Below are 14392 nucleotides of genomic sequence, written 5' to 3'. Positions count from 1 at the left end.
CGCTCGGGCCGGGTCCGCTCCGCTCCGCTCAGGTCGGGACGGCCCCGGCGATGGCCCTAGACTCGCAACCCCATCCACATCGCGCGACCGAAGCGGCACTGCCGAACACATGAGCACCAAGATCCAGTTTCGCCGCAAGGTCATCGTCATCGTGCTGCTGTGCGTGGCCGTCGGCGGCGCCGTCGTGCGCCACTACGCCACGCCCGGCACCACCACACGCGACATCGCGACGCTGCTGATGGTGCTGTGGGTGCCCATCATCGGCAACGTCATCGCGTGGCTGGTCAGCAAGCGGCCGCGCCGCGCGCCTCGGGCCGCGGTGGCGGCGCCGCCGAGCTTCGACACCGCGGGCGCGTTCACGCCGCACGCGCGCGTGGAGCTGGTCTTTCGCAAGCCCGGGCTCCCCTCGCAGGACGTGCCCATCGCGCCCGGCGAGTACCGCTGCGCGCTGGTGGTCGACAAGGAAGGCTTCTCGGCGCGCTGGGTGGTGCCGGCGGGCGAGCCGCTGGAGCGCGGCAAGCCGGCGGTGCTCGACGTCGAGTTCCTCTCCCCGGCCGTCGCCCGGTCCAGGCTGGCGCCGGGCGCGAGCTTTCGGGTGCTGGTCGGCGAGGCCTTCATCGCCGACGGGCGGGTGCTGCCGGCGGCATAGCGGCCATCGCCACCCGAGATAGCGAAAAGGGGCGATTGTTCGTCCCAGGGAAACTGACTACTGCTTGGCGACCCCTTTGTCGCGAAGGCGACCGCTCGCACACTCCAATGCCCTTTCACCGGCATCGGCGTGCGTGCACCGCCGATGCGCTTCAGGACCAGTCCCATGATGAATTCACCCAGCAGCAACCCCTGCGCCGACGACCTGGCGGTGGCCCCGGCCACCTCGTCCGCCGCGCCGGTGCCGGCCACGCCCTCCGCCTGGCTCGCCGTCGGCTCCATCGCCGTCGGCACCTTCGCGATGGTCTCCACCGAGTTCATGCCCATCGGCCTGCTGACCGACATCGCGCGCGGGCTCAACGTGTCCGACGGCACGGCCGGGCTGATGGTCACCATGCCCGGCGTGCTGGCCGCCTTCGCGGGCCCCGCGCTCATCGTGGCCTCGGGCCGGCTCGACCGGCGCACGGTGCTGATCGCGCTTACCACCTTGCTCATCGCCTCGAACGTGCTCGCCGCGTTCGCGCCCAACTTCGCCACCATGCTGGTCGCGCGCCTGCTGCTGGGCCTGTGCGTGGGCGGCTTCTGGACCTTTGCGCCGGCCGCCGCCACGCAACTGGTGCCGCATGCCGCGCAGGCACGCGCCATGTCCTATGTGCTGGCCGGCGTGTCCGCCGCCACCGTGCTCGGGGTGCCGGCCGGGTCCTTCCTGGGCACGATGTTCGGCTGGCGCGCCTCGTTCGCCGTGACCGGCGCGCTGGCCGCGGTGGTGCTGCTGGTGCAGCTGTGGCTGCTGCCCGCCATGCCGCCGGCGCGCGCCATCGGCGCGCGCGACCTGCTCACGCCGCTCACGCGCCGCATGGCGCAGGTCGGGCTGCTGGCGGTGCTGTTCTTCATTGCCGGCCACTTCGCCGCGTATACGTATCTGAAGCCGCTGCTGCAACAGGTGTTCGGCCTGGCGCCGAACGCGGTGTCGACGCTGCTGCTGGTGTACGGCGCGGTGGGTTTCGTGGGCACCTTCCTCGGCGGCAGCCTGGTGGCGCGCAGCGTGCGCGGCACCACCCTGCTGGCGGCGCTGATGCTGGCGACGGCGCTGCTGCTGTCCACGCTGATCGGCACCGGCTTCGTGCCGGGCGCGGTGGTGGTCGTGATCTGGGGCGTGGCCTTCGGCCTGATTCCGGTGGCGCTGACCGGCTGGATGATGGAAGCCGTGCCCGACGCCCCCGAAGCCGGCCAGGCCCTGCTGGTCAGCGGCTTCCAGGTGGCCATTGCCTCGGGCGCGCTGATCGGCGGCGTCACGGTCGACGGCTTCGGCATCTCCAGCACCATGGTGCTCAGCGGCGTGCTGGTGCTGATCGCCGCGCTCATCGTCGGCACGCTGGGCCGCGCACGCGGCGGCATGCCGGCGGCGGCGGGCGTGATTCCCGAGTGACGTCGGGCAAGGCCCTGGCCCTGCCCGGCGGCCGACGGCCCGCCAGCTAGCGGCGGCCGGGCTTGCCGGCCGCCAGGATCGCGTCGAGCACCACGCGCAGCGCCTTGTTCACGGGCTTGTCGCGCCGCATCACCACGGCCAGCGTGCGGTGCATGCGCGGGTTCAGGCGGCTGGCCTTCAGCCCCGGGTGGGCGCCGCGCCCCGTCATCGACATGCCGGGCACGATGGCGCACCCCAGCCCCGCGGCCACCATCTCCTTCATCGCCTCCACGCTGCCCAGCTCCATCACGGGCTGCGGCTGAAGCCCCTCGGCGGCGAACCAGCGGTCGACCAGCTTGCGCGTGTTGGCCGCGGGCTCGAACAGCACCAGCGGCAGGCCGGCCAGGTCGCCCGGCGCCACCCTCGCCTTCAACGGTGCGCGCTCCACCGGGCTGATGGCGACGAACTCGTCGTCGAGCACCGGCATCGCCGCCAGCGAGCGCCCCGCCGCCGGCAGCGTGACCAGCGCGAGGTCGAGGCTGTTTTCTTCCACCTTGCGCGCCTGGTCTTCGGTGTTGCCGGTGCTGACCACCACGCCCAGCCCCGGGAACTGCTCGCGCAGCGTGCGCAGCACCGCCGGCAGAAAGTGCAGGCAGGCCGTGGCGCCCGTGCCCAGCCGCACGCGGCCGGTGACGCCGCTTGCGTGGTCGGCCAGCGCGTCGATGGCGTTTTCCACCGCGCTGTCGATGTGGGGCACATGGCGCAGCAGCTCCATGCCCGCCGGCGTGGCCCTGGCGCGCTTGCCGACCCGCTCGATGAGCCGCACCGCGAGCCGCCGCTCCAGCTGGCGCACCTGCAGGCTCACGGCCGGCTGCGACAGGCCGAGCCGGTCGGCCGCCGCCGAGAAGCTGCCGGTTTCGATGACCAGGCCGAAGGAGCGGAGCTGGTCGAGGTTGAGCGTCTTGTCCAAAGTATTTCTTATGCAGCGAATAGCAGGGCGAAGCTTCACTTATGGCAGGGGCCTCGTCAAGATCGGCGCCATGCCATCGCAAAGCCCTCACCCCGACACCCGCATCGCCGTCGACACCGCTGTCGACACGAACGTTGAAATCACCGACGCCGAGCCCCGCCACATGGCCGCCGTGCACGCCATCTACAGCCACTACGTGCTGCACGACCTGTGCTCCTTCGAGGAGCAGGTGCCCGGCGTCGAGCAGATGCAGGCGCGCCGCGACGCCGCCGCCGCGCGCGGCCTGCCCTACCTGGTGGCGACGATGAACGGCGCGGTGGTCGGCTACGCCTACGCCACGGCCTACCGCGCGCGCTCCGCCTACCGGCACACGGTGGAAGACTCGATCTACGTCGCGCACGGCATGCACGGCCACGGCATCGGCCGGGCGCTGCTGCAGGGCGTGATCCAGCGTTGCACCGACAGCGGCTTCACGCAGATGGTCGCGTGCATCGGCAACAGCGCCAACGCGGGCTCGCTGGGCCTGCACCAGAAGCTGGGCTTCGAGCGCGTCGGCGTGCTGCGCAACGTGGGCTTCAAGTTCGGCCAGTGGGTGGACACGGTGCTCATGCAGCGCACGCTGCGCTGAGCCATGGCCACGCCCGCTGTTGAGATAGGAGTTGCGACCCCGCCCGCGCGCGGCTGGCTCGCGCTGCTGTGCACGAGCCGCCTGCTGCAGGCCATGATCGTCACGGCCTATTCCGGTGTGCTGCCCTTCGTGATGGCCGACTGGCAACTGGGCGCCGCGCAGGCCGGCGCCATCCAGAGCGCCTGGCACGTGGGCTACATGAGCTCGCTGTTCGCGGTGGGCCTGCTGGCCGACCGTTTCGGGCCGCACCGCATCTTTCTCTTCGGCAGCGCCTTGAGCGCGGTGGCGGCGATGGCCTTCGCGCTCTTCGCCCGCGACCCGCTTTCCGCCATGCTGCTGTACGGCCTGACCGGGCTGTGCGCGGGCGCCTCGTACACGCCGGGCCTGCAGCTGCTGGCGCGCAACACCGAACCGGCGGTGCGCGGGCGGGCGATGGGGCTGTTCATCGGCTCGGCGTCGATGGGCTATGCGCTCTCGCTGGCAGTGGTGGCGGCGTGCAGCCACCTGCAGCATTGGCGGCTGGGGCTGCTGCTGGCCGCCGCGGGCACGGCGGCGGGCGCGTTGCTCACGGTGCTGGCGCTGCGCCGCATGCGAGCGCCCGAGCCACCGGTGCCGGGCGCGGTGCGCGAAGGCACATGGCACGCGCTGGCGGCCACGGTGCGCGACAAGCCCGCCATGGCCGGCAACTGGGCCTATGCCTTCCACTGCTGGGAACTGATGGCGCTGTGGGCGTGGCTGCCGGCGTACCTGGTGGCATCGATGGGCGGCAAGGCAGAGTGGCAATGGGCAGGCGTCGCGCTGGCCGCGTTGGCGCACCTCGTGAGCGTGTTCGGCAGCGTGGCCGGCGGCGCGGCCTCCGACCGGCTGGGCCGCGCGCGGGTGATGATGATGTCGAGCGTCGCCAGCCTGTGCATGTCCTTCGCGTTCGGCTGGCTGTGGAGCTGGCCGCTGTGGCTGCTGGCGGCCGCGGCGGCCGTCTACAACCTGTGCGCCATCGCCGACTCGTCGGTCTACTCGACCGCGCTGGCCGACGTGGTGGCGCCGCACCGGCTCGGCGTGGCGTACTCGGTGCGCTCGGTGATGGGCTTCGGCGCGGGCGCGCTCAGCCCCTGGGTGTTCGGCCTGGCACTGGACTGGGGGCAAGCGCGCTTCGGCTTCGGCAGCACGCACGGCTGGGTGGTCGCGTGGAGCTCGGTCGGCCTGGGCGCGCTGCTGGGGCCGTGGATGATCGCGCGCTTCTCAAGGCTTCAACGCACGGTCGCTCACCGAGCAGTTCACTGATCCTCGCCCTCGGTCCACTCGGGGCTGTAGCCACCCAGCGTCGGGTGGTACATCTCGTCGCCCGAATGCTGCGTGAACTCGACGTTGAGCCGGTCTTCGCGCAGGCCGAGGATGTCGATGCAGTCGCGGCACAGCGCCTTGGCCACCTCGAGCCGCAGCTCGGCCGAGCGGCCGCGGCGGATGTCGCACATCAGCACCGACACCTGCTCGGGCTCGCCGTCGACCATGCGCCATACGGCCCCCTCGCCTGCTTCGCGGATCGCGATGCTGATGCGGCGGATGTCCACGCTCATCATGCGTGCGTAGGTTTCGCTCAGCTGCCTCGCGAGGCGCTTCTTGTCGGCCACCGGGTGCTGGCCGTTCACGTCGAGTTGAAGGTAGGGCATGTCAGTCGAGGCCTTCCAGGGTGTGGGCAAGCTTGAACAGCGCGGCTTCGCGGCCCGCGGCCGTCACCAGCTGCAGGGCGACAGGCAGGCCGTCGATGGTACCGGCGGTCACGCTGAGCGCGGGCAGGCCGAAGAGGTTCCATGGGCTCGTCAGGGACAAGAGCGCGGCGCGCACTTCCACCGGCGCGCCGTCGATGTGCGGCGCGCGCTCGCCGATGCGCGGCGCTGTCATGGGCACGGTGGGCAAGGCGAGCACGTCGTACTTGTCGAGCAACGCGCCAATGGCGGGCGCCCACGCCGCGCGCCGCGCCTGCGCGCGCAGGTAGCGCCATGCGGGAATGGCCTCGCCGCGGCGCAGGCGCGCCAGCACCTCGGCGTCGATGGACGCGGCACCTCGCGCCACGTCGTCGGCGTGCGCCTCGAAGGCCTCGCTGCCTTGCAGCGTGGAGAAGACATCGAACAGCTCGTGTGCGTGCGGCAGGTGCGACGTCAGGTCCACCTCTTCGACAGGCAGGCCCGATGCACCGAGGCGGGCGCGTAGCGACTCGGCGATGCGGCGGTCGGTCACCCCCAGCGCGGACGGCAGCAGCCAGCCGATGCGGCGCGCGCCAGGCGCGTTCGCCAGCGGGGCCAGGCAGCCGTACGCGAGCGCGGCGTCTTCGCTCGTGCGCGTGAACAGGCCCACATGGTCCAGCGAGGCCGCCAGCGGGAACACGCCTTCGCTTGAGATGGCGCCGTACGCCGGCTTGAAGCCCACCACCCCGCACAGCGCGGCCGGCACGCGCACCGAGCCGGCGGTGTCGGTGCCCAGCGCCAACGGCACCATGCCCGCGGCCACCGCCACGGCGCTGCCGCCGCTGCTGCCGCCGGACATGCGCGCCGGGTCCCACGGGTTGCGTGCGGCGCCGTGCACCGAGCGGTCGCCGGTCGCGCCGTAGGCGAACTCGTGCAGCGTGGTCTTGCCGACGACGACCGCGCCGGCCTCGCGCAGTTGCGTGACGCAGGTCGCGTCTTCTCGCGCGACATGCCCCAGGTACAGCGAAGAGCCCAGCGTGGTGGGCCAGCCGGCGACATCGACGATGTCCTTCACGGCCACCGGCATGCCATGCAGCGGCCCGCGGTCGATGCCCTGGCGCAGCGCGGCATCGGCGCGCGCGGCGGCGGCGCGTGCGCCCTCGGCATCGACGTGCGCGAAGGCGTTGAGCGGCGCGCCGAGCCGCTCGATGGCGGCGAGCGAGGCATCGACCAGCTGCGCCGACGTTCGCCGGCCCGCGCGCAGGTCGCGCGCGAGGCCGGCGATCGAATGCGTGGCGAAGAAGCCGTCGCGCAAGCTGCCTTGCGCGGCGGTTGGCGAGATGGCTTGCAAAGCGTCGGGCGTCATCGCGGCAGCGCAGGCGCGCCCTTGTAGCCCAGCAGCGGGTCGTAGAGATCAGTGCGCCGGTCGCGGTGCAGGTCGTTGAACTGGTTCCAGATGGGCGCGCTGCGCGCGGCGCCGAGGTCCACGTCGGCGTAGAGGATGGTCTCTTCGTCGGGCCCGGCGATGCGGCCCACGGGCCAGCCGTTGGTGCCCGCGATCAGCGAGTTGCCCATGAAGCCCGCGCCGCGCTCCTGCCCCACGCGGTCGGCCGTGGCGATGAACACGTTGTTCTGGTGCGCGGCCGCGATGGTCAGGTATGCCGCCATGCAGGTGCCGCTGGCGTCGTACAGCGGCGGCGGAGTCCACACCCAGTTGGTCGGTATGCAGATGATGTCCGCGCCCAGCTGCGCGAGGATGCGCGGCGCCTCGGGAAACCAGATGTCCCAGCACACGAGCAGGCCGATGCGGCCGATCCGGGTCTCGAACACGGGGTAGCCCTCGTTGCCCGGCGTGAACCACAGCTTCTCGTTGTTCCACAGGTGCGTCTTGCGGTAGCGGCCGATGTAGCCCTCGGGGCCGACGAGCACGGCCGTGTCGAAGAGCTGCAGGCCGTCCTGCTCGACCAGGCACCCGACGATGTACACGCCGTGCTGCGCGGCGAACTCGGCCCAGCCCTGCACGCTCTCGCCGCCGGGCACGGGCTGCGCATGCGCGTAGGCCTCCTCGCGGCTGCTGAAGCAGTAGCCGGTGGTCGCGAGTTCGGGCAGCACGATGAGCGTGGCCCCGTGCTGCACGGCGGCCGTCAAGCGCTCGTGCACGGCCTGCGCGTTGCGCGCCAGGTTGTCCACGCCGACCTGCGGATCGAACTGCACCACGGCCACGCGCACGGGGCTGGCGCGCAGGCCCGGGGTGGCGTCTGCACTGGCGGCGATGGCCGCGATGGCGGCTTGTGAAGGAACGGATGGCGTCATGAGATTGCTCTTTCAGGTTTCAAATTAAAACCAGATGGATGCTAGCCATTCCAGTTTTACTTTGCAACCTGAATGGCAATGCGATCTACACTCGCCCACCGAAGGAAAAAGCCATGGCCCAGAGAAAAAGCCTGAAGAACGACGCGTGCCCGATGGCGCGCGCGCTCGAAATCGTCGGCGACCAGTGGTCGCTGCTCATCATTCGCGATGCGTTCGACGGCATGAAGCGCTTCGGCGAGTTCCAGCAGAGCCTGGGCGTGGCGAAGAACATCCTGGCCGACCGGCTGAAGTACCTGGTGCAGGAAGGCGTGCTCGACCTGGTGCCCGCCTCCGACGGCTCGCTCTACCAGGAGTACGTGCTGTCGGCCAGGGGCAAGGGCCTGTTCCCGGTGGTGGTCGGCCTGCGCCACTGGGGCGAGGCGCACCTGTACGCCAAGGGCGAGCCGCATTCGGTGCTGGTGGAGCGCGACAGCGGCAAGCCGGTGCCGAAGATCGAGCTGCGCACGCGCGACGGCAAGCCGCTGCACCCGGACCTCACGTATGTGAAGAAGCTGCCTGTGAAAGCCTGAGCCCCGGCGCCCATGTCACCCGGGCACCAGGGCATCCGCCAGGCCGCCACAGTCGGCTACAGCAGGCTCTCGCTGATGAACGGAAACAGCAGCCACAGCTGCAGTTGCGTGCCGAAGTCCACGCCCGGGTCGCTCTCGTACACCGTCTCGGCGCCGTTCACGCTGCCCACCCATTGCAGCCGGTCGCCGGGTTGCGCGAGCCGCAGCCTGAAGCTGCCCACAGCGCGCACCCGCTCGGCCAGGCTCAGCACGTTGCGCGCGAGCTCGGGCGAATCGACCAGCATGCCCAGCTCGGTGTTCACGCGCGACGAGCGGAAGTCCATGTTCATGGAGCCGACGAAGGTGGTGCGCCGGTCGATGACGATCAGCTTCGAATGCGAGCGGCCGATGGACGCGTGCAGCGCGGCGGCAATGAGCGAGTCGTTCTTCAGCTGGCTCGAATCGGTCTCGTACAGTTCGGCGCCCAGCTTGAGCATCTCGACGCGGTAGCGCCCGTAGGCGGCGCTGGCGAAGGGCTCGTCGTTGGAGGCCAGCGAGTTGGTGACCACCTCGACGCGCACGCCGTTCGCGCGCGCCTGGCGCAGCCCCGCCATGCCGGGCTGGCCCGGAATGAAGTACGGCGAGCCGACCACCACTTCCGACGTGGCGTTGGCCATGGCCCTGCCCGCGCGGGCGGTGACGGTGGTGTCGTCCACGCCGCTCTCGGCGCGGCCGCTGACCTTTTCGGGGTCGTCGGAAAACACGTCGATGGCGCCGTGCAGCAGCTTGAGCGGCGGGTGCTGCAGGTCGGCGCTCAGCGGCAGGTAGCCCAGGATGTCGGTCTTGTCGGCCGCGGGCGAGGGGTAGGCATCGATGGCGTCGGCCGTGAGCGCCTCGAACTCGGCCTGCAGTTCGGCAGGTCCCTTGCGGCTGGTTTCCAGCGCGTGCAGCGGGTAGATGCGCGGGCTGTTCCAGTAGGTGTCGAAGATGGCGGCCATGCGCGGCACGGCCTCGCCCGCCACCAGCAGGTCGAAGTCGACGAAGTTGCCGCCCTTGCTGCCGAAGAAGTACTCGTCGGCGATGTTGCGCCCGCCGGCCACGGCGAAGGCGCCGTCGGCCACCAGCATCTTGTTGTGCATGCGGTGGTTCACGCGCGAGAAGTCGCCCAGCGCCATGACCCAGCGCGTGAGCGCGAACGAGCGCCCCGAGGGAAAGGGGTTGAAGAGCCGCACCTCCACGTTCGGGTGGGCGGCAAAGGCCAGCAGCATGCGATCGCTGTCGGCGGTGTAGAGGTCGTCCACCAGCAGGCGCACGCGCACGCCGCGCCCGGCGGCGTCGCGCACGGCCCGCAGCAGCGTGTGGCCGGTGACGTCGTTCTGCAGCAGGTAGTACTGCAGGTCGAGCGTCTTCTGCGCATGGCGCACCAGCGTGAGCCGCGCGTCCATCGACCAGGCGCTCAGCGGCAAAGGGCGAAAGCCCGACTGCGTGCCGGGCGGCGCGCTTTGCGCGGCGATGCGGCCGAGCAGCTCGTCGGCCGACGCCGGCACCGCCGCGCTGGGCGTGCGCTGCACCGAGGGCGGCAGCGACGCGCAGGCCTGCAGCAGCGCCAGCGCGGCCGCCGCCGCGAGCAGCGCCAACCAGCGCGTGAACATCCGGGCGGCCGGCATCGGTTCGCTTTGCTTCGCTTACTTCACTTACTTTGCTGCCGCAGCAGCAGCAGCAGCCGCCGCCTTGGCCTTGGCGGCCAGCCCGGCGAACTCCTCCTTGCCGAAGGCGGTGCCGAACAGGCCCCAGCCGCCTTCCGCCGCCTCGGTGAGGATCACCCAGGTGCGCGCCGCCTGGCCCGGATCGCCCGAGAGCTTGGCGACGATCTCGGTCGCCTCCTTAGTGATCTGCTTCTGCCCTTCGCGGTTGAGCGAGCCGGGCGGCGTGACGATCTGCACGCGCACCGTGCGCGCCTGCGCCGTGGTGGCGGTCTGCACCGCCGAGGCGGGCATGCGGTGGATGTAGGCGGCGGTGTTGTCCAGGTGGAACGGGCCGGGGTTGGCCACGCCCTCGGCACGCAGCACGGCCAGGGTGAGGGCCTCGCCGAGCTGGCGGTCGGCATCGGCGGGGAACATGTCTGCGGCGGCGTAGACGTCGATCATGGGCATGGGAGGCTCCTCGGAGAACAAAAGTGAAAGCGAAAAAGAAAAGGCAGGACGGGTCAGGAACGGAACGGCCTGGATGGTCCTTTCTGAATGATGGTCATCATCCAAACGCAGGATGATGATGAACATAATCCTCAGCGTCAAGCATTTGCATTCACGCCGCACCGAGGACGTTTCAAGCCACATGGGCCATTCCAAAGCCAACAAGGAACAAAGCCACGAGCGCATCGTGCAGACCGCCGCCGCGCGTTTCAGGGAGGAAGGCGTGGACGGCCTCGGCGTGGCCGACCTCATGAAGGAAGCCGGGCTCACGCACGGCGGCTTCTACCGGCACTTCGCGTCGCGCGACGAGCTAGTGGCCGAGGCGGTCGAGTGCGCGCTGAGCGACGGCGGCCGGGCCGTGGAAGCGGTGGCCGCATCGAAGGAAAGCCGCGAGGTGGTGGCGGGCCGGCTGGTCGACGCCTACCTGAGCACCGCGCACCGCGACGGCCTGGCCACCAGCTGCGCCGTGACCACGCTGGCCGGCGACGTGGCGCGCAGCAACGAGCGCACGCGCGCGGCGTACACGCGCCAGGTGAACACCTACCTCGAGCTGCTGGCCAGGCTGGCGGCGGCGGAAAAGTCGACCGTCAAGCGGGCCAAGGCCATTGCGGCGCTGTCGTCGCTGGTGGGTGCGGTGTCGCTGGCCCGTGCGGTGAACGACGAGGCGCTGTCGCGCGAGATCCTGAAGGGCGCGGGGGACGAGCTGAAGGCGTTGCTGGGCTGAAGCCGCTGGTGGGGTGAACCCGTTGCCGGGTTGGCGCCCGCCCTACTCCCCCAGCAGCTCCCCGATCGGCTGCAGGTCTTCCACCCGGTCGCAGATCGCCTTGATCACCATCGTGATCGGAATGCCCAGCAGCAGGCCCCAGATGCCCCACAGCCAGCCCCAGAAGATCACGCCCACGAACACCGCCACCGGGTTCATGCGGCTGGTGCGGCTGGTGAGCCAGGGCATCAGCAGGTTGCCGATGAGCGTGTGGATGGCCAGCGACACCCCGCCCACCACGATGCCCATCTGCAGGCTGTTGAACTGCAGGAACGCCACCAGCCCCGCGGCCACCAGCACGATGACCGAGCCGATGTACGGAATGAGGTTGGTCACCGCCGCGATGATTCCCCACACGGCCGCGTTCTCCACCCCGATGACCCAGAACGCCAGCCCGGTCGCCACGCCGACGATGACGCTCACCAGGATCTGCACCAGCAGGTAGCGCTCGATGTTGCGCGTGATGTCGTCCAGCACATGCACCGTGACCTTCTTCTTCTGCAGGCTGGAGCCGGTGATCTTGATGAGCTTGCGCCTGAAGGTGTCGCCCGAGCACAGCGCGAAGTACGTGAGAAAGGCCACCAGCGTGAGCTGCCCCATGGCGCTGAGCAGGCCGACGGTGCCGCTGAGCAGGTAGTCGCGCACGTTGAAGCCGGGCCGCTCGATGATCACGCGCGCCACGCCGCGGCGCGAGGCCACGCGCGCGGAGTTTTCTTCGGCCGCCTTCTCGAGCTGCGCGGCGGCCTGCTGCACGCTTTCCAGCGGCGTGGCGCTGGCGCCCTTGTCGCGGCGCATGGCCTGCCCCAGCTTCTGCGCGGCCACGGGCAGCGAATCCAGCAGCTGCGAGGCGCTGCCCGACAGCGAATAGCCGGTCCAGCCCAGCCCGCCGAACAGGCCCATCAGGATGAGCGCCGCGCCGACCCAGCGCGGCAGCCGCCAGCGGTGCAGCATGTCGACCAGCGGCGACAGCGCGTAGGTGAGCAGCAGGCTCAGCATCAGCGGAATGAACACGGCCTGGCCCCACTGCAGCGCGAACACGCTGGCCAGCACGGCGAGCACCACGAGCGAGGCGCTGCGCACGTCGACGGGCATGTGCAGCAGCAGGCGTTTGCGCTCGCGCTCGCGTTCGCGCGCGGGCTCCGCCGACGGGGCCGGGGGGGTGCCGTCTTGCGCAGGCGCTTCGGGCGCGGGCTGCGCTGCAGCCGCCTGCGGAGGCTCGGCAGCCGGCGCGTCTGGCGCAGGAGACTGGGGCACCGGAGCGTCAGGCGCGCGTGCGGGCGCGGGCTGGGGAATGACGTCGTTCATCGCGCTTCCTTCAACACTTCGCGCACCGCGGCAAGCTGCCGGCGCGACACGGCCACGGGTTCGGGAATGGCGTCCAGGCGCAGCGCCCAGCCTTCGGCGTCTTCGCCGTCGTCGTACTTCTCGAGCGCACGAATGGCCGAGCGCGCCACCAGCGCGTTGCGGTGCACACGCAGGAAGCGGTGGGGGTAGCGCTCCTCGAACTCGTTGAGCGAGCCGTCGAGGATGTGGCTGCGCGTGGCGGTGCGCACGGTGAGGTACTTGAATTCGGACTTGAGGTAGAGCACCTCGGACAGCGGCACGCGCTCGGCGCGGCCGCGGTCCTGGATCAGCACGGTTTCGGGGGCGGTGGGCGCGACGGGCGCGGCCGGTGCGCCGGCCTGCAGCGCGCGGCGCTCCTTCAGGAAGCGCTCGGCCTTCTGCAGCGCCTGCTGCAGCCGCTCGGCGCGCACGGGCTTGGTGAGGTAGTCGACCGCGTCGAGCTCGAAGGCCGTGACTGCATGCGTCGCGTGCGCGGTCACGAACACCACGGCTGGCGCGTCGGCGCGGCTGCGCAACGCGCGCGCCACCTCGATGCCGTCGACGCCGGGCATGTGCACGTCGAGCAGCACCAGGTCGATGGCCATGGTGGCCAGGTGCTGCTGCGCCTCGGCGCCCTGCGAGGCCTCGGCCACCACCTCGGCGGCGGGCGAGGCGCAGTCGCGCAGCAGCGTGCGCAGGCGGGAGCGCGCCAGGGCTTCGTCGTCAACGATCAATGTCTTGAGGGTCATGATTCAGCGGGGATGGCGATGCGCACCCGGTAGTTTTTCTGGTCCATGCCGGCGCTGAACTGCATCTGCATGTCGTGCAGCAGCCGCAGGCGGTCTCGCACGTTGGCCAGCGCGATGCCGTGGCCGCGCGGTAGCGGCTGGTCGGCCCAGCGCAGCGGCGGCAGGCTGTTGACCACCTCGATCACCACCATGGCGCCGCGCCGCTCGGTGCGGATGCGCAGCTTGGCGCCCTCGGGGCTGGGCTCCACGCCGTGCTTGATGGCGTTCTCGACCAGCGGCTGCAGCAGCAGCGGCGGCAGGCGGGCGCTGCTGGCGGCGGCGTCCAGGTCCCAGCGGATGCGCAAGCGGTCGCCGAAGCGCACCTGCTCGATGGCCAGGTATCGCTCGGCCAGCGCAATTTCGTCGGCCAGCGTGCCCGATTCGCCCGGGTCGGCCAGCGCCTGGCGAAACAGCTCGGCCAGGTCTTCCAGCATGGTCTCGGCCTTGGCCGGCTCCTCGCGCACCAGCGCGATGGCGCTGTTGAGCGTGTTGAACAGAAAGTGCGGGCGGATGCGCGACTGCAGCTCCTCGAGCCGCGCCGTGGTGGCCGCGGGCGTCTGGCCGCGCGCGCGCAGCACCATCGCCGCCATCACCAGACCGGCGAACAGCGCGCCGGTGAGGCCGCTGGCCAGCCAGGGCGCATGGGCCAGCACGCCGGTCAGCCGCAGCAGGCCGCAGCCATACAGGGCGGCCAGCGCACCGAGCACGGCGCCGGCCGCGTACTGCCATTGCTTGGGCAGGCGCCGCAGAGGCTTCTTCAAACCGCAGGCGGCCACCAGCCACATCAGCGTGGCAGGCAGCGCACCGCCCGTCACGGTGGCGGCCTGCACCAGCCATTCGCCGGGCGTGGACACCACGAACAGCGTGGCAATGGCGACCACCGCCTCGACGAACACCACCGTGCGCAGCACCACGCCGATCTGGCACGCATCGAAGATCGAGGGTTCGGCGCGCAGGGGGGCGCGCGTCTTTTCCTGAACCGGCGTGGACGTCGACATGGATGACGACGTGGACGACGACACGGATGTGGGGTTGGGGGTGGCGTTGGCCGATAAAATCGCCGGGTTGCGCATCGCAGACATCTGATCCATCGGGTGACCAACCCATTATTGCCTCCTGGACGGCTCCC

15 protein-coding genes are annotated in these 14392 nt (G+C 70.8%); 6 read left to right on the top strand and 9 right to left on the bottom strand.

Annotation, left to right across the window (positions count from 1 at the left end):
- Positions 1 to 109 precede the first annotated feature (109 nt).
- Entirely contained in the window at positions 110 to 649 is a 540-nt protein-coding gene (locus AB6807_RS33620; RefSeq protein ID WP_371087957.1) for a hypothetical protein, read from the top strand.
- A gap of 165 nt (positions 650 to 814) precedes the next feature.
- Positions 815 to 2077, top strand: a complete 1263-nt coding sequence (locus tag AB6807_RS33615) for an MFS transporter (RefSeq protein WP_371087956.1) — start codon at positions 815 to 817, stop codon at positions 2075 to 2077.
- A 46-nt stretch (positions 2078 to 2123) separates the two neighbouring features.
- Here AB6807_RS33615 and AB6807_RS33610 read toward each other — a convergent pair whose 3' ends face one another.
- On the bottom strand, positions 2124 to 3047 hold the full coding sequence (locus AB6807_RS33610) for a LysR family transcriptional regulator (protein WP_371087984.1): 924 nt from the start codon (positions 3045 to 3047) through the stop codon (positions 2124 to 2126).
- 49 nt (positions 3048 to 3096) lie between these two features.
- On the opposite strand from AB6807_RS33610, the gene AB6807_RS33605 reads away from it, so the two are divergent.
- Both AB6807_RS33605 and AB6807_RS33600 read left to right on the top strand, forming a co-directional pair.
- On the top strand, positions 3097 to 3654 hold the full coding sequence (locus AB6807_RS33605) for an N-acetyltransferase family protein (RefSeq protein ID WP_371087955.1): 558 nt from the start codon (positions 3097 to 3099) through the stop codon (positions 3652 to 3654).
- A gap of 3 nt (positions 3655 to 3657) precedes the next feature.
- On the top strand, positions 3658 to 4935 hold the full coding sequence (locus AB6807_RS33600) for an MFS transporter (protein ID WP_371087954.1): 1278 nt from the start codon (positions 3658 to 3660) through the stop codon (positions 4933 to 4935).
- On the opposite strand, the gene AB6807_RS33595 is transcribed toward AB6807_RS33600, so the two are convergent.
- From AB6807_RS33595 to AB6807_RS33585, 3 genes are read right to left on the bottom strand one after another with little or no spacing between them, the layout of a single operon-like run.
- Positions 4929 to 5321: a tautomerase gene (locus AB6807_RS33595; protein ID WP_116908297.1), complete on the bottom strand. Its 393-nt coding sequence runs from the start codon at positions 5319 to 5321 to the stop codon at positions 4929 to 4931. The genes AB6807_RS33600 and AB6807_RS33595 overlap by 7 nt on opposite strands.
- A 1-nt stretch (position 5322) precedes the next feature.
- The gene (locus AB6807_RS33590) at positions 5323 to 6702 is read right to left on the bottom strand and encodes an amidase (protein ID WP_371087953.1); all 1380 of its coding nucleotides are present in this window, start codon (positions 6700 to 6702) and stop codon (positions 5323 to 5325) included.
- Positions 6699 to 7649: a nitrilase family protein gene (locus AB6807_RS33585; RefSeq protein WP_371087952.1), complete on the bottom strand. Its 951-nt coding sequence runs from the start codon at positions 7647 to 7649 to the stop codon at positions 6699 to 6701. Before AB6807_RS33585 ends, AB6807_RS33590 begins: the two co-directional genes overlap by 4 nt.
- A gap of 113 nt (positions 7650 to 7762) precedes the next feature.
- On the opposite strand from AB6807_RS33585, the gene AB6807_RS33580 reads away from it, so the two are divergent.
- Entirely contained in the window at positions 7763 to 8218 is a 456-nt protein-coding gene (locus AB6807_RS33580) for a winged helix-turn-helix transcriptional regulator (RefSeq protein ID WP_371087951.1), read from the top strand.
- A 56-nt stretch (positions 8219 to 8274) separates the two neighbouring features.
- Here the strand turns inward: AB6807_RS33580 and AB6807_RS33575 are convergent, their stop codons facing one another.
- Together AB6807_RS33575 and AB6807_RS33570 are read right to left on the bottom strand one after the other, a co-directional pair.
- Complete coding sequence (locus tag AB6807_RS33575; RefSeq protein ID WP_371087950.1) at positions 8275 to 9864, bottom strand: phospholipase D family protein; 1590 nt, start codon at positions 9862 to 9864, stop codon at positions 8275 to 8277.
- A gap of 27 nt (positions 9865 to 9891) precedes the next feature.
- Positions 9892 to 10350, bottom strand: coding sequence for a 4-oxalocrotonate tautomerase family protein (locus tag AB6807_RS33570; RefSeq protein ID WP_371087949.1), 459 nt, complete (start codon positions 10348 to 10350; stop codon positions 9892 to 9894).
- A gap of 181 nt (positions 10351 to 10531) precedes the next feature.
- Here AB6807_RS33570 and AB6807_RS33565 point away from each other — a divergent pair, with 181 nt between their 5' ends.
- The gene (locus tag AB6807_RS33565; protein WP_116908303.1) at positions 10532 to 11113 is read left to right on the top strand and encodes a TetR/AcrR family transcriptional regulator; all 582 of its coding nucleotides are present in this window, start codon (positions 10532 to 10534) and stop codon (positions 11111 to 11113) included.
- Between the two features lie 42 nt (positions 11114 to 11155).
- Here the strand turns inward: AB6807_RS33565 and AB6807_RS33560 are convergent, their stop codons facing one another.
- From AB6807_RS33560 to AB6807_RS33550, 3 genes are read right to left on the bottom strand one after another with little or no spacing between them, the layout of a single operon-like run.
- Entirely contained in the window at positions 11156 to 12457 is a 1302-nt protein-coding gene (locus AB6807_RS33560; RefSeq protein WP_371087948.1) for an AI-2E family transporter, read from the bottom strand.
- Positions 12454 to 13224: a LytTR family DNA-binding domain-containing protein gene (locus AB6807_RS33555; RefSeq protein WP_116908305.1), complete on the bottom strand. Its 771-nt coding sequence runs from the start codon at positions 13222 to 13224 to the stop codon at positions 12454 to 12456. Before AB6807_RS33555 ends, AB6807_RS33560 begins: the two co-directional genes overlap by 4 nt.
- Positions 13221 to 14261, bottom strand: a complete 1041-nt coding sequence (locus AB6807_RS33550) for a sensor histidine kinase (RefSeq protein ID WP_371087947.1) — start codon at positions 14259 to 14261, stop codon at positions 13221 to 13223. The genes AB6807_RS33555 and AB6807_RS33550 overlap by 4 nt, the downstream gene beginning before the upstream one ends.
- Between the last annotated feature and the right edge of the window lie 131 nt (positions 14262 to 14392).

Origin of the sequence: Variovorax sp. RCC_210 (assembly GCF_041355175.1) — a bacterium.
Lineage (GTDB): Bacteria > Pseudomonadota > Gammaproteobacteria > Burkholderiales > Burkholderiaceae_C > Variovorax.
The sequence above is the reverse complement of the archived record's forward strand: the minus strand, read 5'-3'. Positions and strand labels throughout refer to the sequence as shown.